Below are 24,301 nucleotides of genomic sequence, written 5' to 3'. Positions count from 1 at the left end.
AAAGCGAGGACCGCCAACTGTGCGGTCCTCTTTCTTATTCTTTATGGGTTTTGCTCGGAGAGTCCTTGCCAGCGTTCCCTTTTCCCTGATGTTTTCGATTTGCTTCATCTTTTTCCTGACGTTCGTGCAGGTTATTTACAAATTCATTTGTTTTTTCCATCATCTATCGCTCCTTTCTATGACAGGCAGATTCAATGATAATATGTCCCATTATGTAAAAAATACGATGGAACCCAGTTCACGCTCATTCATTCCTCTTATAAAGGATAAGATAAGAAGAGATGAAATTGACCGGCATAAGAGGAGGGACTTAATGAATAAGGATAATCGGTTTAAACAGGTGCAGATCGCAGCTGTCACTGGTATTGCCGCAAACCTGCTCCTGGCCGTATTAAAAGGGGTGATCGGTTTTATTTCAGGTAGTAAAGCCTTGATTGCCGATGCGGCAATGTCCGTCACGGATGTAGCTGGATCTGTAGTCGTGCTGTTCGGAATCAGGCTTGCCAAAAAGCCTCCAGATGAAGATCATCCTTACGGACATGGAAAAGCTGAGTCGATTGCGGCAGTCGTTGTAGCGGTTCTGCTTACGCTTGTTGGATTTGAAATCGGCAAAACCTCATTTGAGGCGTTTTTTAAACCGGCTAAAGCTCCCTCACCAATTGCGATTGCGGCAGTCGCGGCAGCTATTGTCATTAAGGAAGTGATGTTTCAATATAACTACAGACTGGGTAAAAGATTGAAGAGCGATGCTTTAATTGCCAATGCCTATGATCATCGTTCAGACGTATTTGCTTCACTCGCCGCTCTTATTGGAATTCTCGGAGCAATCGCTGGTTCCTGGTTTAAGATTGATTGGCTTTTGTACGCCGACCCTTTTGCGGGAGTAGCTGTTTCTATTTTAGTGCTTTTTACTGCCTGGAAGGTAGGAAGTGAAGCGATTCATGCTTCCCTGGATCATGTTATGCACGATGAGGATACAGCTGAAATGAAGGAAACCATTTTAAATATTGAGGGAGTAAAAAGGATTGATGAGCTTTTTGCCAGAGAGCACGGTCACTATGCGATCGTCGATGTGAAAATTTCCGTCATTGCGACGCTTTCGGTTTTGGAAGGACATGAAATCGCTAAGCGTGTGAGTGCCGCACTAATGGAATATGAAGAGGTGCAAAAAGTTTTTGTTCATGTTAATCCGTTTACCCCCATAGAGAGAGAGGAATTAGTTTGAAAAAACAATGGAGTTTATTGCTAGTCATCTTTTTTGCACTAATCGTAGCTGTTTTTGCGGTGATTAATGTGGAGCCTGTGGAAGTGGATTATTTGTTTGGCCAATCCCAATGGCCGCTCATATTAATTGTTCTTGGTTCTGTTCTCATGGGCGCATTAATGGCAGGATATTCAGGTATGAACCGGATCCGTTCTCTGAAAAAAGAGAATAAGGCATTAAAGAGGGAATTGGATGAAGTAAAAACTCAGCCAGCTCATAAAGAACCGCTGCCAGCAGAAGACCCTGTTCATGATGCCTTGCTCCCGAGCCGCACGGAAAGAAATCATATGACAGATAACAGCTGATAAGATCGGCTGTTTTTATTTTTACCTTGACAAAAGTTTTGAATTTTTAGAATATAAATCTATACATGTATACAACCTGTTTGCAAAAGAGGTGAAAGATTATCCTTTTAAAAAATTGGGGAGCTCCCGTTCAGCTAAGCGAAACAAGAACTGCGGCGGTGTGCAGAAATTCATTGGGGGAAGAAAGAATTGTAATTGCGGCTAAAGGCTTTATCCTTATCACGAATCCGAAAACAGGCAAAACACAGCAGCTTCAATTGGATAACAGGGAGTATCCTTATGTTTCTTTTGCCACGTCAGCCGGGCTGTTCTGTTCAGGAGCAGGTCCTGACTTTTACTGTCTCAATCCTTTTTCAGGAAAGTGGGTTTTTAAAGGCAGGGTGCAGGACGAAGCAGCAGTCTTTGCGATAACCGAGGGATGCAATGGATTTATTTATTTTGTTTCCTACCCCAATTTATTAGTGAGAGAATTTAATCCCGCCAAACCGAAGCTCAGGACTCTCCCTTCTTTACATGCTGAATCGGGCTACGCAGGAACCATGGCTTCTGGAAATGATGGATGGATTTACGCTGGAATTGGTACGGAAATCCCCTCCATCTCAGCCTTTCATCCTAAAACCGGTAAGCAAACAAGCATTTCTCAGCACACAGATGGAATTGGAACAGGCTATGTGAGGAAAGGAAACGACGGGAGAGTATACGCTCAGTATAAAAGCGCTGCTCTCAGATCCTGTGATCCATCCGAGCCTTGGATTGAGCTTAGCGGCGGAAATGTGCTGCGCCCCACCGTGGAGCCATTGGAAGGGCACGAATATTGGGGAGCGGGATTTCATACATGCCATGGCCAGCTTGCCGGTGCAGAAAAGTTAGAGTCGTTTGATCTGACAGAAAAAAAGCTCAAGCTTACGAATAAAATCATACAGGTTTCCTACGAGACACCTGGAGCTGAGCTCAGTACGCTCACGGCTGGTCCTGATGGCAAACTGTATGGAACAAGCATGCACCCTTTGATGCTTTTCAGAGCAGATCAAAAGGGAACAGAGCTATTAGGTAGCTTAGAACAGGGCGGAGGCGGAAATATTTGCACGTATGCCGTTCTTAATCAAGATACGATGTTTGGCAGTGCTTATGCGGGAGGGAAAGTGTATGAGTTCTCATTCAATAAGCCATATGCATTTAATGAAAACCCAAGGCTGATCCTGAAAGCGGATGCCGTCCACCGGCCGCGTGCTTCAGCTATTCACCCTTTCGAAAAGCAGCTGATTTTTTCCGGGTTCCCGGGCTATGGGAAAAGGGGTGGATCTGTTTGTGTGTATGATCCAGCCACGCGTGAGCTAACGACTATTTCACCTGAAGCGCTTTTACCTGATCAAAGCACGGTGAGCCTGGCGTTCGATGCTTCTGGAAACCTGTTTGGGTCAACAAGTGTCAGGACTCCCGGCGGCGCAGCGGAGCTTGCGGAGAGCGCTTCGTTGTACAAGATAAATTGGATGGCCAAAAAATTGGATAGAATGATTGTGCCTTTCCGCTATGAAAAGGAAATTCCGCATATATGTGTGTTTGGTAATGCCGGGCTGGGCATGACTCAGTCATCCATTCTGTTTCAGTTTGATTGTGACTCACTTGCTTCAGCAAACGTACTAGACTGGTTACCATATGGCCAGCCAGTCAGAGGCGGCTGTATTCAAAGGGGGAAAGAAGTATTCTTTTTGCTTGAACATGCTGTGGTCAAGGCGGATATCTCTTCAGCAGCAGCAGTTTATCTCAGCGTGAACGAGAGGATTACAAGCGGAGGAGCGATTATTGGTGACAGTCTTTATTTTTGTTCAGGAAATACGCTTTTATCGCTGGACCTTAACGGAGGTGAATGGAGCTGGGAAACATGTTGAGCGATTTGAAGGTGGCAAAGATTTTATCCACTCCATCATTAGAAGAGTGGGAGAGTAAGAAGCGTTCCATCATGTCCAGGTGGCTTCAAATCATTAATGAGAATAGCCAGCTTTGCAAACCGCTGTATGAAATCACAGACATGGCAAAAGAGGATGTGTATGTAAGAAAGCATCTGAAATATGCCACAGCTGATGGAGAGGAAGTACCCGCTTTATTATTACTGCCTGATGCTCCTGCGGAGAAACTGCCTGGAATTCTTGCTCTGCATCCCACAAACGCGAATGGGAAAAATGACATAGCCCATCCATCAGGACGCAAGGACCGGCAATATGGAATTGAGCTTGTAAAGAAAGGCTATGCAGTCCTGGCTCCGGACACGATTACAGCTGGAGAACGTATAGAAAAAGGGGATGAAGCTTTTCAAACGAAAAATTTCTATAGCCGTTATCCGGAACGGACAGCAGTTGGGAAAATGCTGGCTGATCACAGACAGGGAGCAGAGGTGCTGGCTTCTCTGAAGGAAGTGGATCAAGACAGAATCGGGGTAATCGGACACTCTCTCGGCGGCTATAATGCGTATTTTTTGGCTACTCTTGATCAGCGGATTAAAGCAGCAGTTTGCAGCTGCGGGTTTAGTATGTTTGCGGGGGACCCTGAACTTCACAGATGGGGAAAACGTGATTGGTTCAGCCATTTTCCTGTTATCAGCGAATGGATGGAACGGAGCGAGGTTCCATTTGATTTTCATGAAATTTTAAGCCTGTGCGCGCCTATGCCTTTATTTCTGTGGATGGGCAGGAATGATCCTGTTTTTCCTCATTGGAAAGAGGGTTTAAAAGGGATTATTGAGGTGCAAAAGGTTTATGATGTATTGGGACAAAACGATTCATTTGAATGGGTGATCGGCAGCAGCGGCCATGAATTTCCACCCGCGATCCGGGAGCACTCCTTTCAATTTTTAGACCGTCATTTAAAGTTTACGATCCACTAGGAGAGGTGCTCATGCAATTACGCAGAGAAAATGATTTTGAGAAAAAATATAATCAGTTCATCACTGAACTAAAGGATGAAATTGTCAGTACCCGAATCCGTAAAGGGGAATACCTTCTCCCTGAACATCAGCTTAGCCATAAATATGAGATCAGCCGGGTGTCAATCCGCAAAGGACTTGCCCAGCTCGTCGAGGAGGGGCTAATCGAAAAGATTCCCGGCAAAGGAAACCGTGTTACCCTGGATTCTGCCGTCAATACGACGGTAATCAGCCTTGCCTGGTATTCAACTTCCTATGAAGTGCAAAGCGCTAAGAAAATTATAAAGGAATTTGAGAATGCCCACCCTCATATAAAAGTGAATTTGAAAATTATGCCCGAAACGGAATATGTACCGCAGCTAATCCATTCTCTTGAGCAAGGAGAAGGACCGGATGCTTTTATCGTATCGGATTCCCAATTCCGTGAGTTCGCTGAAGCCGATAAAATTCAGCTGATGGATGCATATCAGTCACCAAACATGACAGAGAAAAACAGCTATCGCCAGGTTTTCGAGATGTTTTCTCATAATGGCAGTGTGTTTGCTACGCCTTTCCTATTTACTCCAGTCGTCATTTGCTATAACAAGTCTATTTTTGAAAATGCAGGTTTATCCGGTTTAAAAGAGATCGCTGACTGGGAAGAACTGCTGGATGCAGCTCAGAAAGCCACGAAAATATTGGAAGACCAGCATCTCGTAAAGCATTACGGATTTTGTTTTTCCTCTTCTTTTCACCGCTGGCCCGTGTTCGTCCTTCAAAACGGTGGCAAGCTAATGACTTCCAACCGCAGCCGCTTTACTTTAGCGGATGATGCAAACATAGAAGCGCTGCAATATTGTGTTGATTTGATGTACAAGCACCGGGTATCGCCGATTTTTACTCATGGGAGCAACCAGCTGGCAGAGGATATTTTCAATAAGGAAAAAGTGGCAATGATTCTCACGACTTATTATTATTTGAATGAGTTCAGAGATCAGCGCATCAAATGGGACATTCTTCCGCTTCCGAAAAAGGAGAGGAAAGCGACTCTTCTGCTGGGAGCCGGGATCGCGGTAAGTGCAAATTCTGCTGCAAAAGGGGCCTCTCAGGCTCTTGCCGACTTCATGGCAGGAGAAAAGGCTCAAAGGATTTTAAAAGAGAATGGCTGTACCATTCCTGCATTAAAAAAGGCAGCAGAGGACGATACCCTCCTGAACCCGGAGATCCATCCTGATAATTACAATGCTTTTAAGGAAGTCATGCCGTATGCTGTTCCTGTGAGCGAACTCAATTTAAATACGAGGGAAATGACCCTTCTCCAAAATGAATTAAATCTTTCATGGGCCTCTATGGAGAGTCCGAAAGATGCATGTGAACGAATTGAAAAGCTGCTGAATAGTCAATTAGACGGATGTGACCAATGATCCGGTTTTCTTATTTTCACCATTTTTCTGAAAATTTCGCCAAAAGAATTGACGAAGCCTTTCCAGTTCATTACATTTGAAAGAGTGCACGAGGAAAATACAGGAAGATTGGGAGGATACTATGTTGAAAGTCCGAAAGCTTCTTGACATTACATGCGTTGTTTTATTTTTTCTTGCAGCGGGTGGCATTCTTTTCCCGCATCATGCAAATGCGGCCGATGATGATATAGAGTCCATACAAATCGTTCCCGCGAAGATTAAGGTGAAGACAGGAGAGAGAAAGCTAGTAACGGTTTTAGCAAAAAAAGAAAATGGAAGCGTCACCATGGTCAGCGGCAGCTCTCTGAAGATAAAAGACAAGGAAGTTGCTATACTTGATGGACAGGCAGTGAAGGGAATCAGCCCTGGTAACACAGTGCTGACTGCCGAGTTCAAAGGGTTTAAAGCCGAGGCGGTGGTGGAAGTGATAAAAGATCAAAATCAGTCTGTCTATCAGACGGTTCTCGATTTGCCTGAACAGCTATCAACAGGAGCATATACACCTGCTCCACTCTCTATTTCCGCATCAGACATAAAGAAGCGGGGAGCTGATAATATTGATGTGCAAATCACGAAATTGTCCGGACCTGGCGATCTGATTGCCATAAATCGGGGAGAAAGAATAACCGCGATTAAGAATAAAGGCGACTTGTTAACCGAATTGGACTTAAAGAAGGATCATAGTGAAACATTAAAGACTGAATTCAGGTTTTCTAAAGCGGGATCTTACACATTTACAGTTCAGCTTACCAATCCTTATGGAGATGTGATTGCAGAAACAGTTAAGACAGCGGAGGTGCTCCCAGCTTTTCAAGATCTGGGTACCCAGATTGAAAAACTGATGGCGATGAAAGGTGCCTTCGGAAAGGATGAGAATGGGCGGTCCGTTGCTTACACGGTCCTTGCAGGAAGGCCTGCCCAGCTAGCAGTGACGGATGTTGAAACCGAAGAAATTAAACGGATTATTCCGCTTCCGGAAGCGGAGGCAGCATGGGCTGTGACCGTTGCTTCAGATGGAACGGTTTATGCAGGCTCTACTCCGAATGGTACTCTCTATAGATATGTTCCGGGAAGAAGCGAAGCAGAGGTTCTCGGCAAACCGGTGCCGAAGCAAACGGTAATCTGGGATTTGACAGCGGGAGAAAACGGGAAAATTTACGGCGGGACGTATTTTGACGGCCATGTTTTTGAATATGACCCGGCAAAAGGATTTACAGACTTTGGAGAAATGGTACCAGGTGAAGAATATGTGCGAAGTGTGGCTTACGATTCAGAGGAAAACGCTGTTTATGCTGGAGTCGGGGCACATGCCCATTTAATAAAATATGATATCAAATCCGGCAAAAAGACAAATGTTTTACCTGCTAAATACAAATCCTACATATCCGTTTATGACCTTCAGGTTCAGGGAGGGAAGCTGTTTATAAAGCTTGAGCCTGAATTTAAGCTGGTTGTAGCAGATAAAAAAACAATGGAAATTGATTATGAAACAACCGCACAGTCCAGAGGGGTTTCTCCACTTTCTCCAGATGGAAAAAGTGTATTCTATACGTCCTCAGGAATTCTCTATCGATACAATCTTGAATCGAAGACAGCAGAGTCCGTGACCTCAGGCGGTGCACAGGTGAATCTGGAACAGCCTGTAATCGGTTTCGGGTTCCAGCCCCTGTCAGAGGCTCCGTTCAGCGGGACCGCACTTGTAGGGTTTGTTGGTAATTATGAAGGACGCTTCTTTAAATACGGGTTAACAGACGGTGCTTTAAAGAAGACCGTACTCTCTTTACCGCCTCAGCCGACAAATATTTATAATATCCTCGGAGGGCCGGACGGTAAAATTTACAGCAGCGGATTCATTGGCGGTGACGTGGGAGTTTTTAATCCTCTTACCGGACTCACCAAGCAGGAAACAGGTCTTGGTCAAGTCGAAGGGATGACCTCCATCGGCAGTAAAATGTATTTCGGCGTTTATCCTGCTGCCAGAATTTACGAATACGACTCTTCCCTGCCGTGGAATCGCAGGACCAATATGAAGCTGCTATTTGACCTGCATGGGCCAAATGAACAAAATCGGCCAGTTTCCATGGATTCAATACCTGAGAGGAATGAAATTTATATAGGCTCGGTTCCGGATTACGGAAAGAACGGAGGTACCCTATCCATCTATAATCGCTCCTCAGGCCAGCTCAACGTAAACCGGAATATTGTACCGAACCAAAGTATTGTCTCAGTGAAGGCATCAAAAGGCCTCGTCTATGCCGGATCCAGTATTTTTGGAGGAACGGGGGCCGATCCCGTTGAAAAAGAAGCAAAGCTGATTACATGGGATCCGGCCTCGTCCAAAAAGACGAATGAAATCGTGCCGGTTCCAGGAAAAGTGTCAGTGAGCTACCTTCATGATGATGAACAGGGCAACATTTGGGGAATTGCACAGGATACTCTGTTTATTTACAATCCCGATGAGAAAAAGACGATTTATCAGGAAGTGAAATTCCCCGGTGTGCGCAGCTACCGTGTCGGCGGCATCATGAAGGAAGGGAAAGACGGTAACTTCTATGTAACGGTTGATCAGACATTTTATAGAATCAATAAGTCCACTAAAGAAGTGGTTCCTCTTAAACAGCAGGCAAAAAAATTAGCGGAGGATGCTATGGGGAACTTCTATTTCGCAGAAGGTGACGATTTGTCTACCGGAAACAATATTTGGCGCTATACGATCGAGGATCCTGTCATTCGTGCTGAGGCAGTTGATATTAAAGACAAAGGCGCTGTTCTTTCGCGTGGAGAATCGATCAAGCTGCAGACAGCAGTCGTCCCTGAATTTGCTGTCAATAAAGAAATTCAATGGTATTCAAGCAATAGCGGAGTGGCAAACGTAGAGCAGGATGGCACAGTGACCGCCTTGTCTGAGGGTGAAGCCGTTATTACAGCTGTCCTCCAAAATGGAAATAAAAGTGATGCTGTAACGGTTCAAGTTAAATAATGATGAGGGCGTGGAAAGCGCCCTCCCTCTGCTTTTCAAAAGGGCCATTTCTAAAAGATCGTATATATTTATATGTTGATCAGGAAAGTAAACGGCATAGGTTGATTGGCTGCAGTCCTGAAACACACTTCCAAAAATATGAAAAAGTCATTGAAGTTATCTGTAAATTGTGATAATTTATGGGTAGATACATAGATGGCAAGTCTTTTCATAGGATATTAAATACAAGTGAAATACATGTATGCAAAAGGAGGGATCGTCTTGAGTACAGGGAGATTCGAAGTGCTGGATATTAGCACGCTGGCAGTTGGAGAAAAAGCAGAGGTCAAATGTTTTTACTATCCGGAAGGAATGACTCCTGAAATCGACACAGATGCACCTGAACTTCTTTCAGTCTCAGACGGTCACCTCATTGCTCAAAAAGAAGGGGAAACGTTCTTTACGGTTAAAGGAAACGGGGAAACAGTAAGAAAAAAATTAAAAATTATCCCTTCAATCAAAAGTAATGTAAGCGCTTTAAATAAAAAGCTCCTTTCGCTATCCCCTGAATTAATGACTGACGGCTTTTCAGCGGAAGCTTGTCAAAAGGCTATATCTATAGCAGAAGAGTATTTAGAGGAAAGGGAGCTTTTAATTACATACGGCAAAGCATCACATACAATGACCGTTTCGATCCCTCTGCTTCAGCCGAATCAGCTGGAGGACCCTCCCGGATATAAGGAATATCCTTATTGGACGATGTTTTCCAGGAGGATTGAGGAAAGGATTAAAGGTTTGAGCATGGCCTATTGCTTAACGGAGCGAAAAGAGTTTGCTGAAAAAATTAACGAATATTTATTAGGGCTTGCAGGTTTTACCAGATGGTACGAATTTCCCCAACGCGGTTCAGAAGGAAATTTGAGCAACGCCCATTTCCTGATGGGGGCTGCGATCGGATATGATACCATCCGCCACTTGCTGACCGAAAGGGATGCGCGTTTAATTCGAAACGCAATTCTTACCCATGGAATTCGGCCGCTGGCTGCTGACTTTGACAACTTTGATAGACATAACATCGTTTGCTCCAAACAATGCGCACTTTTAATCGGTGCTCTCGTCATTTGGGAAGAAATCCCTCAAACAGAGACATATATAGAATTCGCCAAAAAATATTTACAGGTTTATTTGAACGAAAAATCAGTTTCGGAGGAAACAGAGGGCCTTTTATATACAGCAGTAGCGGTGCATCACCTATTATTCGCATCAGATGCATACCGTAAAAAAACAGGCGACAAAAGCTTAAGCAGTCACATGTATTTCAGCCGTGTACTCCCAGATCAATTTTTCTGGCTGATGGGTGCAGGAAATACTCCGGAACACAGCAACTTTTCGGATTCCTTCCATAAACTTGAACTTTCCGCCTTAATGTATTTCCTGGCAAGCCGCAACCATAACCCGGCAGCAAAATGGTATATTCAAAATTTTTGCAAAGATTCGCTTGAACAGCTTCACTATCCGGTTCCTTCCTTCCAGCCCCTTACTCCTGAAAAGTACTACACTAGACCGTATGTCAAAGTCTTTGAACCTATTGGACTCGCTGCACTGAGAACGGGCTGGGGCAAAGAGGATAGTGTTCTTTCCTTTACCTCAAGCCGTTCAGCCAGGGATCACAATCACTTTGATCAAAATAGTGTCATCCTGAATGCAGGGGGTGAATGGCTGCTGACAGATCCGGGTTATCAGGATTACGTTCCGGGGCCGGGAAATGAGTTTACAACCGGAACTATCGGACACAATTCCCTTTTGATAAACGGAAAAGGGCAAAGTCTGAGAGGCGGGGGAGCGATTGTATCACATGCTGCAAGAGATGGCTGGGGAAGGGTTTCAGGAGAAGCAGCTACAAGCTATGGCGGGCGGATTAATGGATTCCGGAGAACCATCATTTTTTCAGAAAAGTATGGGATTTATCTTATTTGGGATCAGGTTAAAAAAAAGAACAGACATGATCGAATATCATACTTGTTTCATACAAAATCCACAATCCGATCAGGCGGCAAACAAATTATTACAGGAGAATCATTGCCTGGGAAATCCTTGACCATTGAGGGGGATCATCATGCTGCAGAAGTGCTTTGGCCTAAGGAAAGGGTTAAGGCGGTTCATAAAGTATACCGTGGGGCAGAACAATATGGAACTTATCTCGAGGCTGAAAGCAGTGAGGAAACCATGTTAACTGTCATTATTCCGAGGTTTTATGGCAAAAACAGTGGCTGCAGCTTCAGCTGGCTGAAGAACGAAAATGAACTGAAGATTACGAAAGAAGGACTTTTTGAAGCATGCTTTGTTTCACTGCCGGACAAAGAATCGGATTCGTTGAAAATACGAATTGCCGGAGATTCAAATTCTGAAAATATCATTCTATAAAATCATTTCTATGATATATCAGCAGAAACCAGCATGGTCAGGAAAGGAGGAGATGGAATTTGGAAGGAATAAGCGGAAGGGTTATGGAGCTTTGTGATTGGGGCGTAAAATTGGCCTGGCTAAATGTGCTCTGGATCATGTATACGCTGGCCGGGCTTGTGGTACTTGGGATTTTCCCTGCTACAGCAGCTGCCCACCATACAATCAGGACTTTAATCAAAGGCGAAGATCAGAAGGCAGGCAAGGTGTTCAGGGAATATTACAGGAGAGAATGGAAGAATACAAACAAGCTGGGATACCTCTTTTTTTCAATAGGAGCCATTCTTTATATTGATTATAGTTTTTTTCGGTCATTTCCCTCCATTTACGCACTGCTAGCCTCATATTTATGCTTTATCCTGCTTGCTGTCTGGCTCTTTGGATTCATTACTGTTTTTTCACTTTATGTTCATTATGATATGAAAAGCTTTGGATACGTAAAAAATTCCATCTATCTTTTGTTAGGGTACCCCGCTACTTTCTTTCTGCTGGCAGCCGGACTTTTATTAATAGCGGTTATCTTGTTCTATATCCCTGGACTTTTGCCATTCTTCGCTATATCCGGACCGATTTTCTTTATTGAATGGGCTTGCAGCAGAAGGTTTCATAAGCTGCATCCGTCAAGAGCAGGGTAAGACCCTCTCTGAATAATAAAATACAAGTTCTATACAGGTATATAAGGAGGGATCACATGGAAAATCAGCCCGTACAAACCCCAGTCGTGCCTAAATTGAATGAAAAACTGCCGGTGCAAAAAATATCACTGGCTGCTAAGGCGAAACGATCATTTCTCAGACAGCGTTATTTATACCTGCTTCTGCTTCCGGGATTTCTCTACTTCCTGATTTATAAATACATTCCGATGCTTGGTTTGGTGCTTGCGTTCAAGGATTATAATCCGTTTCAGGGGATTATCGAAAGTCCATGGGTCGGCTTCGCACACTTTGAGAAAATTTTCTCAAACAGTGATGTTCTGCAAGTAATCTGGAATACATTAAGTCTCTCATTTCTCCAGATCGTATTCGCTTTTCCAGTTCCGATTATTTTAGCCATTATGCTTAATGAGGTAAGAAGCCAAACGTTTAAACGAATTGTTCAATCAGTCATTTATCTGCCTCACTTTTTATCCTGGGTGGTGGTTGTCGGCATTACCGTTATTTTCTTGAGAAGTGAAGGCCTCATCAACAGTATACTGATGGCGGCAGGTCTTGATTCGATTCCTTTCCTGACCAATCCTGCCTTTTTTCAGCCGCTTATCGTCCTTCAGGTGATTTGGAAAGAGGCCGGTTGGGGAACGATTATTTTCCTTGCAGCGCTGTCTGGAATTAATCCGCAGCTATATGAAGCGGCGATTATGGATGGTGCCGGACGTTTAAAGCAAATATGGTATATTACGCTGCCTGCTCTAAAGAGCACGATTTTGATCTTGCTGATTTTGAGACTGGGAAACGTTCTGGACAGCGGTTTTGAGCAGATTTTCCTCATGCTGAATCCATTTAATATGGATGTTGGAAATGTTTTGGATACGTTTGTGTATTTTAAAGGCATTCAGCAGGCGGACTACGGTTTTGCCACAGCCGTCGGACTGTTTAAAGGAGTGGTCGGATTGATCCTTGTGGTCACTGCCAATCGGCTTGCGAAGAGATTTGGTCAGGAAGGCCTCTATTAAACCATGAATGGATGTGAACGATATGCACCATCGCTCAATACCTGACCGGATTCTGGAAGGGTTCAATATGCTCGCACTGCTCCTGATAGGATTTGTGATGATTTTTCCTTTTCTTTATATTTTTACAGTCTCCTTTTCTTCCTTATCCGATTTTTTAAACAATGACTTTCTGCTTTGGCCAAAGCAATGGGTAACAGATGCTTATGAATACATCCTCAGCTCCCAAAACTTTTTAAGGTCGCTTGGAGTGACGGTTTTTATCACGATCGCAGGGACAATCGTGAATTTATTTTTTACAGCCACTATGGCATATGCTCTTGCCCGTCCGATTGCCGGTCAAAGATTCTTCATTCTGTTCGTGCTCTTTACCATTCTATTCAGTGCCGGAATGATTCCAACTTACCTTGTGGTCAAAGCTACCGGCCTTCTGAATTCGATTTGGTCGCTGATTATTCCGGTTGCAATCAGTCCTTTTTATTTAATTGTCATGAGACAGTTTTTCCTGAACATCCCTGAAGAGCTTCACGATGCGGCTTTAATTGATGGAGCGAATGAAGGGCAGGTGTTCTGGAAAATTGTCCTTCCGCTATCCAAACCTGCTCTTGCTGCGTTTGGCTTGTTTTATGCAGTGATGCATTGGAACAACTACTTTACTGGAATTCTTTACTTGAATGATCCGTCGCTTTGGCCGATTCAAGTGGTTTTGCGGCAGATTGTTGTCATCAATGAACCGAACTCGGCGCTTGGAAGTACAGCGGCAATGCTTGAAAGTCCCCCGCCTCCTGAAACCATACAAATGGCGGCAATCCTGCTTGCCACATTGCCAATTTTGCTTGTGTATCCATTTCTTCAAAAACATTTTGCTAAAGGGGTGATGCTTGGATCTGTTAAAGGTTGAAGAAAGGCTGCATTCAAGTTGATTTCATGGGTCAATTACCGTAAACGGAGGGATTGGGATGAAGAGAGCGAAAGGGTTAAGTCTTATATTAGCAGGCATTTTTCTGGCAGGAGGCTGTACGTCAAATGATACCGCTTCTAAACCGGCAGAGAACGAAAAGGATCCGAATAAAAAATATACGGTAACCGCCATTGATTTTCGTTTTGGGGATCCGCCTCCAAAAGATGGCGCCGGACTGAAAATGATTAATGAAAAATTCAATGTGGATTATCAGGTTCAATTCGTTCCGCAGGCTGATTATCAGGAAAAGCTTTCTGCAGTGGTAGCTTCTGGGGATGTACCGGACATGGTTGGGTTTGAAGCTGTGGACACAAGATTTGCAAAATGGGCCGGGCAAGGTGCATTTTTGCCTCTTGATGAATACATCGGGAAATATGAGACCCTGAAAAATGTTCCAGATCACATTTGGCAATCCATGAAGGTAAACGGAAAAATCTACGGGATTCCTACTTATTACCCTGAAGCGGACCTGACTCCGATTATCCGTAAGGATTGGTTGGATAAACTTGGGCTTAAAATGCCGAAAAACTATGAAGAGCTAAAAGCAGTAGCGTTAGCTTTCACCAAAAATGATCCAGACGGAAATGGAAAAAATGATACGTACGGATTTGCAATGGGAGAGAAAATCAACCCGGACTTTGACATGGGGGCTTATTGGAATGCAGAGTCCTGGCTGCACAAAGATAAAGACGGCAAATATATTCCGGGAATGATCTCTGATGCACGCAAAGAAATGATTCAGTTTTTTGCCGATCTTTACAAAGAAAAAGCCATCACGCAGGATTATGCGGTTCTAACATGGCCAGATACGAATAAGGAGTTCTTCTCAGGCAAAGCGGGAATTTTCGTTGGGGCGCCGAGAGGAATGTCCGAACCTTATTATGCCGGATTATTGGAGCTTCAGCCGAATGCAGAATTCGCTCCGCTATACCCATTTGCTGATCCTGATGGAAACACGGGATATACAGCCACTTCAGGCTACGGCGGTATTACTGCCATTTCAGCTGACCTGGCAAAGGATCCGGGCAAAATTAAAAAAATCCTTGAAATGATGGAATTTGGGCGCACCTTCTATCCGCGTGAACAACGGACACCTGAGAATAAAGAGTTTGACTGGTGGTGGGGAAATGAAGGAAAAGGATACACAATGCAGGATGGAACAGCGGTACTTGACCCGAATTTTGCCACAGAAGGAAAAACGCCTTCTACGTACTATGTAGATAATGCAATGTGGCCTCCAAATGAAGATGTGAATGAGTTCTACAAAGATTATAAAAATGAAAAAGTCTCCAAGCTTGCGAAAGAGCTTGAAGAAATGCACAAGTCTACAAAGCATTACATGAATCCTGTAAATGGTCTTGTCTCTGAAACGGCACAACAGAAAAAAGAAGAATTTGATCAGTTCCTTTTTGATGAACAGGCAAAAATGATTGCAGGTCAGCGTCCTGTTTCTGAATGGGATAAGATGGTTGAGGAATTTTTGAATATGGGCGGACAGAAAATGATTGAGGAGTACAATTCTCAAATTAAAGGTGGGGAGCACTGGAAGTAAGAGCAAAGGGGGCTGGGTTTTTATGAATCCCAAGCCCCTTTTTCTTCCTATACATGCAATTGACATGTAAGCCTCTCTGGAACATGAAACAAAAAAGCTGTGGAGAGTTGATTTTTGCTGGAAGGGGTGAGGGGATGCTGAACATTGCGATGATCGGACTTGATACGTCCCACGCAGAAATTTTTACTGATCTTGTTATGAATCCTGAAAATCCTCACTTTATTGAACGTGTTTTAATTAAGGCGGCCTATCCGGGAGGCTCAGGTGATCTTCCATTAAGTATAAATAGGGTGGAGCGTTATACATCGTTATTAAGAGATAGATATCACATTGAAATGACAGAAACACCGGAAGAAGCGGCAGGCAAATGTGATGCGGTTTGGATAACGTCGGTTGACGGGCGAATGCACGAGGAGCTGTTCCGTAAAATTTGTCCTTATGGAATTCCTGTATTTATTGATAAACCTTTTTCAGTCAGCTCCGATTCTGCCAAAAGAATAATCGATCTTGCAAAGAAATGGAACGTTCCGCTGATGAGCAGCTCTTCACTGAGGTTTGGCGAAAACCTTCAGACGTTTTTATCTGCATACAAGGGGCGCATTGACCATGCGGAATGCATCGGTCCGCTAACTTTTGAGATGACACAGCCTGGTTATTTCTGGTATGGAATTCATCTGGCTGAAATGCTCTTTTCCATTTTAGGAAAAGGGTGTGAGAGCGTTCAGGCAGCCGTAAGAGATGAGATGGAAATGGTCATGTGCGAGTGGAGCGGGGGCAGGACAGGAACTCTTTTCGGCATGAAAACCGAACAGGCTGATTTTGAAGCGGTTATTACGATGAAAGACAGTGAGAAGCATTTGAATTTGAGCAGGACTCAAAAACCGTATTATGCTTCCCTTCTCGACCAAGTCGTGAATTTTTCAAAAACAGGAAGACCAGTTCCGGAGAATGAAGAGACGCTTGAAATTATACACTTTATTGAAGCGGTTAATCTGAGCAGGAACCGCGGTGGCGAAAAAGTCGTTATTCAAACAAAGAAAGAGAGAACCGGCATGGGCAGGTGTGAGACATGAGGATGGCAAAAATCGGATTGCTGCTTGATGAGCAAGCCGCAGCGGATAAATGGACAAAACAGGAAAATGTTTTCGCTTTCTATATAAGAGAAGTACTGGACCATTTAGGAATCCCCTATCAGATTCTATCAAATCAAACCGATTCGTTAAAAGAGATGGATCTATTAATAGCGGGATTGCTGAATGAATCACGGCAGTCACTTGATGGCCTCCTCTCATTTGTAAAGGCAGGGGGAACGGTGATTCATTTATCGGATTCTCCTAAACTTGCAAGCTGGGCTGGATACAAGACGGAGTCCGGGGGAAATGGATACGGCTACACGCCAAAAGATCTGGGGCATCCAAAGCCTCTCCGGTTTTTAAAAACAAATACTTGGTATAAAGGGGCTCCATCGGGATGGAACGCGAAATCAGGATTTTTAGTGAGCGGATCCCCTAAAGGGCCTGTGCTGTCAGAGCTCTGGACGGTCATACACTCAGGGAGTGGAAAAATTGTTCACTGCCAGGCTGACATTCCGTACTCCATCGTGGGAATACAGCAGGGGATTGAACCGATTTGGAAAGATGGGGAGCCGGCTCCGGACGGAACGGCCGGTATTGATGATGGCCAGCTGAAGGCGGACGATAGCTTTACTTTGGACTGGAGCTTTGACAGGGCAGAGACCGAAACAGGGATGAACTATTTTTCTGAAGCTCATGCGGATAAATGGAGAGAAGTGCTCGTTCATAAGCTTGCCGAAATGGCTTTGGAAAAAGGGCTGACAGTCCCTTTCGCGGGAAGATGGCCTGAAGGAATTGAGCATATTGCGACCATTTCTCATGACAGTGATTTTAATTTGGAAGAATCGGCTGACATCACACTTTCTCTGTTAAAAGAATGCGAAGTTCATTCTACTTGGTGCATGATCGAGCCCGGGTATGAGAGGCCCTTATATGAAAGGATTAAGCAGGAGGGCCATGAGCTTGCCTTCCATTACAACGCGCTTGAGCTTGAGAATGGCCTGTGGAGCGAGAAAGAGTTTAAGCGGCAGCTGCAGGACTTGAAAAGCAAGGCAGATTTGAAAACGGTTTATACAAATAAAAATCACTATACCCGCTTTGAAGGCTGGGGAGAGCTGTTTGAGTGGTGTGAAAACGAGGGAATTCAAGTTGATCAGTCCAGAGGACCAAGCAAAAAGGGAAACATCGGCTTTTTATTTGGAACGTGCCTCCCTTATTACCCGATTGCCTGGCATACCGAAAATAATCGGCAGTATAACGTTCTCGAGCTCGGCTTTTTAACACAGGACCTTAATCATCATGCCCTTGCAGATACATCCGTGATTGATCCTTTTTTGGAAGAAGTGAAACGAATCGGCGGGGTTGCCCATTTTCTTTTTCATCAGCTTCATTTCCTCGAGCAGCCAAAGGTGTCGGAGGCTTTCAGAAAATTAGTGAAAACGGCCCGTGACCGCCGATTTGAATTTTGGACATCCAAACAAATTGCGATTTGGGAACGGGAAAGAAGAAAGATGAAAATTGAAGGAATTTCGGATTCAGGTGAACCGGCCGTATCTGGGACGGTGACCGGAGCAAATGCAGTCATATGGGTACCGGTGCCAAAGGAGGCACATTGGCATAAAGAGGCAGCCGAGATCCGCTACGGTCACTTATGCCTGAAGAAAATCCTCTCGCATACACAAGCACAAACGTCCTGAAAGGAGAACTCAATGGCCATTCAAACGGATTTCCTTGCCATTCATGGAGGAAAAAAAATAAAAACGGCACCCTTTGGCACAGGCAAGCGCTTTGGTCTTGAAGAGGCAAAGGAATTGCTTGAAGCGCTGGAACAGGATACCCTCTTTTATCACTTTGGTACAAAGGTGAAAACCTTTTTGCAGCATTTCAATGCTCTGTATGGAATACAGCATAGCGTTGCGGCTTCCTCAGGCACAGCAGCCATTCATGTAGCTCTGGGGGCTGCTGGAATTACCGCAGGAGATGAAGTGATTACAAGCCCGATTACCGACCAGGGGACGGTCGTTGGAATTCTTTATCAAAACGCAATACCCGTCTTCGCGGATTTAGAGCCTTATAGCTTTAATTTGGATCCGGATTCCATAGAGCGTATGATCACCCCTAAAACAAAAGCTATTATAGCGGTCCATCTCGCTGGAACTCCATGCCGGATGGATCAGATTATGGCGATCGCCAATAAGCATGGTCTGATTGTAATTGAAGACTGTGCACAAAGCTATCTCGCAAAGCAAAACGGCAGGCTAACGGGAACAATCGGCCATTTTGGGTGCTTTAGTACGAACGATTTCAAGCATATATCAACGGGCGACGGTGGAATGGTCGCTGTCAATCATCAGGATGAGGAAGTATTCATGCGCGCGCATGCGTTTGCCGATAAAAATTACTCCCGTTTTGATTCATCTGTTACCCGAAAAATCAGCTCGCTTGCTCCGAACTATCGAATGTCAGAGCTGCAGGGGGCAGTAGGAATCGCACAGCTGAAAAAACTTCCCGGCTTGTGCGCAAGAAGGACTGAGCTCGGGGAGATGCTCACGAAAATGATTGAGGGGATCCAAGGAATCCTTCCTCCCGATGTCCCGGCAAACAGCGTGTCGACCTACTGGTTTTACATGTTCAGGCTTGACCTGGATCTGCTGACCTGCTCGAGGGAAGAATTCTCTGAAGCTTTAAGGGAAGAAGGGATTCCCAATCAGGCTGGTTATATAGCGGAAGTCCTTTATAAGCAGCCTCTTTTTTCCAACCGGTCAGCTTATCCTGGAACCGAGTACCCATTCAGCTTAACGGAGCAAACGTATGAGGCCGGTAGCTGTCCTGAAGCGGAAAAAATCCTGGAAACGGCTATTAAGCTGCCGATGAGCGAATTTTTCACAAATCAGGATATGGAGGAAACAGGAAGAGCCATTGTAAAAGTAGCTGCGTATTACAAAAAATAATGGGCAACAGGAGGAATGAACGTGTCTTTTGTGACGCCAAAAGAAATCGTAATGGATGCTTTTGAAAATGGGTATGCGATTGGGGCATTTGCTGTTCATAACCTTGAAATCATGAAGGCTGTTATTCATGGTGCAGAGCGTATGAATTCACCTGTGATCCTTCAGACAACACCTGATACGGTCCGTTATATGGGGCTTGATTACACAGTTGCGGCAGTTAAAAGTTTAGCTGAAAAGGCGAAGATCCCTGTAGCTCTTCATCTTGACCACGGGGATACCTTTCAGATCGCGATGCAGTGCCTCCGGGCGGGCTATACGTCTATCATGATTGACGGTTCATCCCTTGATTTTGAAGAAAACATCCGGATTGTAAAAAAAGTAACCGAGGCTTCCCAGGCAATGGGTATTCCAGTTGAAGCAGAGCTTGGGTCCATTGCGAGAAACGAAGGGAACGGAGAAAAAACAGACCGGCTAATGTACACAGATCCTTCCTTGGCAGGAGAGTTTGCAAAGCTTACGGGAATCGACTTTCTCGCCCCATCTTTTGGCACGGTACACGGTGTATATGCAGACGAACCGGATTTGGATTTTCAGCTGCTTGAGGAAATTAAGGATGCCTCAGGAATTCCGCTGGTCATGCATGGTGCATCAGGTGTAAGTGATGAGGATATAAGGAAAGCAATAAACTGCGGAATTGCAAAAATCAATTATTCAACCGAGTTAAAGCTTGCGTTTGCAGCCGAGCTTAGACACTATTTGCAAAGTCATCCAACTGCATCGGATCCTAGAAAATATTTTATGTCAGCAAGGGAAAATGTCGAAGAGCTGGTGAAAGAAAAAATCTCGGTATTGATAGAAAAACAGCGGGTTTCATAATGATCACAACGATTACGCTGAATGCAGCTGCCGATCTGACCTATCTCATTCCGGGGTTCAGGAAAAATGAGATTAACCGGATTCAGCAGGTTTTTAAAGAACCTGGCGGAAAAGGGATTAATGCTGCCAAAGTACTCCACGCACTTCAGATCCCCGTTACAGCTGCAGGCTTTGCAGGAGGAGAAAATGGAAGGTTTATCATAGATGCATTGCTTCGGCGCTCTATTGATAGCCGCTTCACAGAAATAGAAGATGAAAGCAGGGCCTGTCACTCCATCGCAGATCCAGGCTGTGCCGGCATCCAAACGGAACTGCTGGAAAAGGGTCCCGAAATAACCCCTGCTGAATGGCATCGGTTTTTAGAAAAAGATTTGACGGAGCTTGCAGCTGAAAGTCAGTATGTTCTTTTTTCCGGAAGTCTTCCTGGCGGCCTCAATGAGGACTCGTACATCGAAGCTGCAGAAAGAGCCGCTGCCAAGGGAGCCAGGATTATTTTTGATACGGGAGGGAAGGAGCTGGAAAAAGCACTCCAGACAAAGCCTTTTCTAATAAAACCAAATCTCGGGGAGCTGGGCAGTTTATTTGGCAGGGATTATAACGCGATTGATGTGAAAGAGATTGCAAAGGATGTTAAAGCGGCATCCGATGCTGGTGCAAATGCGGTCGCTCTTACGCTTGGCAGCAGGGGCTCAATTTTTCACAGCAAGGGAATCACTCTATTTGCAACGGCCCCAAAGGTTCATGCCGTTAATCCGACCGGATGCGGTGATGCATTTCTGGCAGGGTTTACAGCGGCGCTTTACAAAGGCCGCTGCTGGAAAGAAGCCATAATCAGCGGGACAGCCGCGGGTGCTGCAAATGCGATGGAATGGACAGCCGGTACGGTCCGGATTGAAAACTATGAACATATTAAACATACGGTTCAGGTTTATAACCTGTAATTCACCCATTTACTTAGGAGGGTTAGCATGAATAGCTATACGCTGGATGAAATAAACGATCAGCCGGAAATAATGGAAAAAACCTTTCATTCTGTCAGCGAAAGGTCCTTTAAAGAATTAAAACCCGGAACGATTCTTCTTTTTACAGGGTGCGGAACCTCTTTTTATTTAGCCCACAGTGCAGCTAAATATTATCAGAAAATAACAGGCCGACCTGCAGCAGCAGTTCCGGCTTCTGAGCTGATTCTCTGTCCAGACGAAGCATTAGCCGACGATTCAGACTATCAGATTGCGGTCATATCAAGGTCCGGCACCACATCTGAGGCAGTAGAAGCTGTGAAAATGGTACGCGGCAGGAAAAATATATCGACTTTAGCGGTAACGTGCAATGAGGATTCTCCCCTTTGCATAAGCTGTGATGAAGCGGTTATTCTCTCTCACGTGAATGAAAAGAGTGTAGTGATGACCCAAAGCTTTTCTGCCATGCTGTATTCTCTTCAGCTTTATGCTGCACATATCGCCGGTGACCATGCTGCATGGAACGAATTAAAAACTCTTCCTGAAAAAATGAAAGAGGCTTTAAGTCTTTCAGAAAAGGTGAAGAAATTTTCTGAGAGTAAAGAATGGGAGAATGTAATCTACTTAGGCAGCGGAATGTATAATGGCCTTGCCAAGGAAGCCACTCTAAAGCTGAAGGAAATGACACAAACGGTATGTGAAAGCTATTGTTCTTTAGAATTCCGGCACGGTCCGATCTCGATAGCGGGTACGAAAACAGCGATCATTCTCCTTGGCTCCAGGTCTACGGTGAAATATGATTTGCCTCTTCTTGAAGATTGCCGGAAGCTTGGAGCAGCGGTGTATTATCTCGGACCGGACCTCCCGGAAGAGAACAGGGAGAGGGTAACGGAATCATTCGCCCTGCCTGCCGGAGCAGCCGATCATCATTCGGTTCTCGCCATGCCTTATGTTCAGAAAATAGCTTATTATAGGGCGAGATTTCTTAATCTTAATCCGGATCTGCCGAAAAACTTAACACAAGTGGTTCACATTCCATTATAGCTGGGAGGAAAATGGTATGGATTGCGCAATCGGACTGGACATTGGCGGATCCAAGATAGCGGCAGGACTCGTATTTGAGCCTGGGAAGTGCGGTTCAGTGACCATTCGCCCTTCTGCTCCCTCCAGTGAATCAGAAATGTATGAGCGGGTTAGGGAGTGCATTGGCGAAGTCATCGCCAAATCTGATATTCAACTGGAGCGGATTGCCGGCATTGGAGCAGGCTCACCTGGTTTAATTGATAGAGAAAAAGGGCTTGCTCTGTTTTCCAATAACCTTCCATGGAGGAGCTTTCCTCTCTCAGAAAAACTTCAGGAAGATTTCTGCATGCCGGTCTTGCTCGATAACGATGTTTGTATGGCGTCTTATGCGGAGTGGTACCATCTGGGCGGGAAAAAAAATGAAACGTTTGTTTTTATGACAGTAAGTACAGGCATTGCATGCAGCATCATTCATAACGGAGCTTTTTTTAGAGGGGCAGGAATGGCTGGAGAAATTGGAATGAATGTGGAGGAAGAGGACGGAGACGGCACTTTCATTTACCGGACACTGGAAGAGCTAGCTTCAGGATCAGCCATTTCCGAAAAGGTTAAAGCTTTCAGCGGGAAATTAATAGAGGAGAAAATGGAGCTGTTTGATTACCTCCTTGCAGGGGAGCAGGCAAAGGAAACGGAGAAAATGATTGCCCGTTTGGCCAAATCCGTTTATTCCATCATCTGTACGATTGATCCTCACCGAATTGTCCTTGGGGGCGGCGTTATTAACCGGAACCGCAGGCTTGCTGCTGAAATTTGCCGTGCGCTGGATGGGTACCGCTCCCTTCGGAATGAACCGATTTCAAAGCGAATATCAGTAAGCGCTTTAAAAGACACCGCCGGCTTAACTGGAGCGGGTCTTATGCTTCTGCATTCTCTTAAGGAATAATCCTTTCCTTTCCTGGAAGGATTATTTTTTATGGGGCATTAAAAAATCTTATTGAAAACAGTCTGCGCTCTCCCTTAATATGGTAAAATTTCAAAAAAGAGCTTGGGAGATTGATTGGTATGAAGGTAACGATTATTAGACATTTTAAAGTAGATTGTCCGCCTAAGAAAATGATGACATCAAAAGAGTTTTCTGAATGGTGCATCCGCTACGATCATTCTCCTATTTGCAAGCCGAATAACATAAAGACTGCAGAAAACTGGGACAGCTGCCACTCAAGCAATATGACAAGAGCCTCCGATACCGCCGCTGCTCTTTACGGCCCGGCTCATATCACTCCCTGCTTGAGGGAAATTCCGCTTTCACCTTTTTTTCAGACATCTTTCACGCTTCCATACTTCTTTTGGATCGTCTTCGGCAGGCTCGCATGGTTTTTCTCACATTCTTCTCAATCCGAAACGAGAAAACAGACAGCTGACCGGGCAGATCAATACATTTCTGAGCTGGAATCTCAAAACAGCAGGCATGTTCTAGTTGTGTCCCACGGATTCTTCATCTCTGTCTTAACTAGCAGACTGTTTAAACATGGTTATACCGGAAAAAGAGCCGTTCGCCTGAGAAATGGAGAAAGGATCGTTTTTGTAAAGGAGCAAGCTGATGATCTTATTTAGATTTATCTTAAAATAAAGACAGAAATAAATCCTGCTATGAATACGCATACCATGAGGAACCACCATGTTTCAGTTATCTCTTTTTTGGCTGACTGATCCTTATTCTTCATTCGAAAAAACCTCCAATATTTCTATAACTCTATAATAAATTATTTTACATAAATTATGAATTTTTTTCCAATTCTCATAAACTGCTTTAACGGCTGGCTATTCATTCTACTCCATCTTCAGCCCACATCCAGTTTGTATCGGCTACCTGCCTCAAGTATAATA

The 24,301-nt window shown here is 44.6% G+C and carries 20 protein-coding genes; 19 read left to right on the top strand and 1 reads right to left on the bottom strand.

Annotated features, from left to right (window positions below; translation table 11 throughout):
* Positions 1-34 precede the first annotated feature (34 nt).
* Positions 35-160: a DUF4023 family protein gene (locus tag WCV65_RS14265; RefSeq protein ID WP_035405269.1), complete on the bottom strand. Its 126-nt coding sequence runs from the start codon at positions 158-160 to the stop codon at positions 35-37.
* Between the two features lie 153 nt (positions 161-313).
* On the opposite strand from WCV65_RS14265, the gene WCV65_RS14260 reads away from it, so the two are divergent.
* From WCV65_RS14260 to WCV65_RS14170, 19 genes are all read left to right on the top strand, one after another.
* The gene (locus WCV65_RS14260) at positions 314-1,225 is read left to right on the top strand and encodes a cation diffusion facilitator family transporter (protein ID WP_338777335.1); all 912 of its coding nucleotides are present in this window, start codon (positions 314-316) and stop codon (positions 1,223-1,225) included.
* Positions 1,222-1,569: a lipopolysaccharide assembly LapA domain-containing protein gene (locus WCV65_RS14255; protein WP_338777333.1), complete on the top strand. Its 348-nt coding sequence runs from the start codon at positions 1,222-1,224 to the stop codon at positions 1,567-1,569. Before WCV65_RS14260 ends, WCV65_RS14255 begins: the two co-directional genes overlap by 4 nt.
* Positions 1,570-1,742: 173 nt before the next feature.
* A complete protein-coding gene (locus WCV65_RS14250; RefSeq protein ID WP_338777331.1) occupies positions 1,743-3,458 on the top strand; it encodes a hypothetical protein in 1,716 nt (571 codons plus the stop codon).
* Positions 3,452-4,450 carry a dienelactone hydrolase family protein gene (locus WCV65_RS14245; RefSeq protein ID WP_338777330.1) on the top strand — a complete coding sequence of 333 codons (999 nt, stop codon included), beginning with the start codon at positions 3,452-3,454 and terminating at the stop codon, positions 4,448-4,450. Before WCV65_RS14250 ends, WCV65_RS14245 begins: the two co-directional genes overlap by 7 nt.
* Before the next feature lie 11 nt (positions 4,451-4,461).
* A complete protein-coding gene (locus WCV65_RS14240; protein ID WP_338777329.1) occupies positions 4,462-5,892 on the top strand; it encodes an extracellular solute-binding protein in 1,431 nt (476 codons plus the stop codon).
* A 121-nt stretch (positions 5,893-6,013) separates the two neighbouring features.
* The gene (locus WCV65_RS14235; RefSeq protein WP_338777328.1) at positions 6,014-8,911 is read left to right on the top strand and encodes an Ig-like domain-containing protein; all 2,898 of its coding nucleotides are present in this window, start codon (positions 6,014-6,016) and stop codon (positions 8,909-8,911) included.
* Positions 8,912-9,172: 261 nt separating this feature from the next.
* On the top strand, positions 9,173-11,314 hold the full coding sequence (locus WCV65_RS14230) for a heparinase II/III family protein (RefSeq protein ID WP_338777327.1): 2,142 nt from the start codon (positions 9,173-9,175) through the stop codon (positions 11,312-11,314).
* A gap of 59 nt (positions 11,315-11,373) precedes the next feature.
* A complete protein-coding gene (locus WCV65_RS14225) occupies positions 11,374-11,988 on the top strand; it encodes a DUF624 domain-containing protein (protein WP_338777326.1) in 615 nt (204 codons plus the stop codon).
* Between the two features lie 56 nt (positions 11,989-12,044).
* Positions 12,045-13,022 carry an ABC transporter permease subunit gene (locus tag WCV65_RS14220; protein WP_338777325.1) on the top strand — a complete coding sequence of 326 codons (978 nt, stop codon included), beginning with the start codon at positions 12,045-12,047 and terminating at the stop codon, positions 13,020-13,022.
* 22 nt (positions 13,023-13,044) lie between these two features.
* Positions 13,045-13,920, top strand: coding sequence for a carbohydrate ABC transporter permease (locus WCV65_RS14215; protein ID WP_338777324.1), 876 nt, complete (start codon positions 13,045-13,047; stop codon positions 13,918-13,920).
* A 58-nt stretch (positions 13,921-13,978) separates the two neighbouring features.
* Positions 13,979-15,532, top strand: coding sequence for an extracellular solute-binding protein (locus tag WCV65_RS14210; protein WP_338777323.1), 1,554 nt, complete (start codon positions 13,979-13,981; stop codon positions 15,530-15,532).
* Positions 15,533-15,666: 134 nt separating this feature from the next.
* Positions 15,667-16,605 (top strand): Gfo/Idh/MocA family oxidoreductase, encoded by a 939-nt coding sequence (locus WCV65_RS14205; RefSeq protein ID WP_338777322.1) that lies wholly within the window; start codon positions 15,667-15,669, stop codon positions 16,603-16,605.
* Positions 16,602-18,302: a hypothetical protein gene (locus tag WCV65_RS14200; RefSeq protein ID WP_338777320.1), complete on the top strand. Its 1,701-nt coding sequence runs from the start codon at positions 16,602-16,604 to the stop codon at positions 18,300-18,302. Before WCV65_RS14205 ends, WCV65_RS14200 begins: the two co-directional genes overlap by 4 nt.
* A 12-nt stretch (positions 18,303-18,314) precedes the next feature.
* Positions 18,315-19,556 (top strand): DegT/DnrJ/EryC1/StrS family aminotransferase, encoded by a 1,242-nt coding sequence (locus WCV65_RS14195; protein ID WP_338777319.1) that lies wholly within the window; start codon positions 18,315-18,317, stop codon positions 19,554-19,556.
* A 21-nt stretch (positions 19,557-19,577) separates the two neighbouring features.
* Positions 19,578-20,432: a class II fructose-bisphosphate aldolase gene (locus WCV65_RS14190; protein ID WP_338777318.1), complete on the top strand. Its 855-nt coding sequence runs from the start codon at positions 19,578-19,580 to the stop codon at positions 20,430-20,432.
* Entirely contained in the window at positions 20,432-21,373 is a 942-nt protein-coding gene (locus WCV65_RS14185; RefSeq protein WP_338777317.1) for a 1-phosphofructokinase family hexose kinase, read from the top strand. The genes WCV65_RS14190 and WCV65_RS14185 overlap by 1 nt, the downstream gene beginning before the upstream one ends.
* A gap of 27 nt (positions 21,374-21,400) precedes the next feature.
* Entirely contained in the window at positions 21,401-22,435 is a 1,035-nt protein-coding gene (locus WCV65_RS14180; RefSeq protein ID WP_338777316.1) for an SIS domain-containing protein, read from the top strand.
* A gap of 16 nt (positions 22,436-22,451) precedes the next feature.
* Complete coding sequence (locus WCV65_RS14175) at positions 22,452-23,357, top strand: ROK family protein (RefSeq protein ID WP_338777314.1); 906 nt, start codon at positions 22,452-22,454, stop codon at positions 23,355-23,357.
* Between the two features lie 119 nt (positions 23,358-23,476).
* Positions 23,477-24,028 (top strand): histidine phosphatase family protein, encoded by a 552-nt coding sequence (locus WCV65_RS14170; RefSeq protein ID WP_338777312.1) that lies wholly within the window; start codon positions 23,477-23,479, stop codon positions 24,026-24,028.
* Positions 24,029-24,301: the final 273 nt, after the last annotated feature.

The sequence above is a fragment of the Metabacillus sp. FJAT-52054 genome (genome assembly GCF_037201815.1).
GTDB classification, from domain to species: Bacteria; Bacillota; Bacilli; order Bacillales; family Bacillaceae; genus Metabacillus_B; species Metabacillus_B sediminis.
The sequence above is the reverse complement of the archived record's forward strand: the minus strand, read 5'-3'. Positions and strand labels throughout refer to the sequence as shown.